The sequence below is a fragment of the Mycobacterium asiaticum DSM 44297 genome (genome assembly GCF_000613245.1).
Lineage (GTDB): Bacteria > Actinomycetota > Actinomycetes > Mycobacteriales > Mycobacteriaceae > Mycobacterium > Mycobacterium asiaticum.
The window spans coordinates 1,153,386-1,154,156 of the sequence record NZ_HG964937.1 but is presented as its reverse complement, the minus strand read 5'-3'; the positions used below and the strand labels follow the sequence as shown (position 1 = coordinate 1,154,156).

Sequence of the window (771 nt, the reverse complement as noted above, 5' to 3'; positions counted from 1 at the left end):
CCGGTGGCGCTGGCGGTGCGGGTGGATCGGGCGGCAACAACGGCGGGGCCGGCGGAGCGGGCGGCAACGCCGGGGCACTGTCCTTCAGCGCCGGCGGGGCCGGCGGATCCGGTGGCGCCGGTACCTCGACCGGCGGGGCCGGCGGGGCCGGCGGCAGCGCCAGCCTCTTGTTCGGTTCCGGCGGCGCGGGGGGCACCGGCGGCCACGGTGGCGCCGGCGGCAGTACCACGTTCCAGGGCGGCGCGGGAGGTGCCGGCGGCAACGCCGGCCTGCTCACCGGCTCGGGCGGCGCCGGCGGTGCGGGTGGATCCGGCGCCAACGCCAACGGCAACGGGACCGGCGGCGCCGGTGGGACCGGTGGCAATTCCGGGGCCCTCGGCAGCGGCGGCGACGGCGGTGCCGGCGGATTCGGCGCGACCACGGCAGGCAAAGGCGGAAATGGCGGTAACGCCGTGCTGATCGGTGACGGCGGCAACGGCGGTAACGCCGGTAAGGCCGGCGGTACAGCCGGCACGGGCGGCACCGGCGGGCTGCTCCTCGGCAACAACGGAAACAACGGGAAGGCTTAGCCGGCCCTCTCGCGGCGCCGTAACGCTCGCGCGCACATCGTTCCGGCGAACCGGACGATGTGCGCGCGAGTTGCTTATGCGCCCCGGGGGAACGGGCCTCAGTCCTCCGGGTTGTACCCGAGGTTTGGGGGCAAGCCAGCGCTCGGCTTCCTTGCAGCGTCCAGCCCCTTTGCGGCCGGCGTAGTCGGGCGACCTGGTCCTG

Annotated in this window: 1 protein-coding gene; it reads left to right on the top strand. The window is 75.9% G+C overall.

Features of this window, described 5'->3' with window-relative positions:
- On the top strand, positions 1 to 569 hold a 569-nt coding region (locus BN972_RS15745; RefSeq protein WP_036359547.1), incomplete at its 5' end, for a hypothetical protein.
- Between the last annotated feature and the right edge of the window lie 202 nt (positions 570 to 771).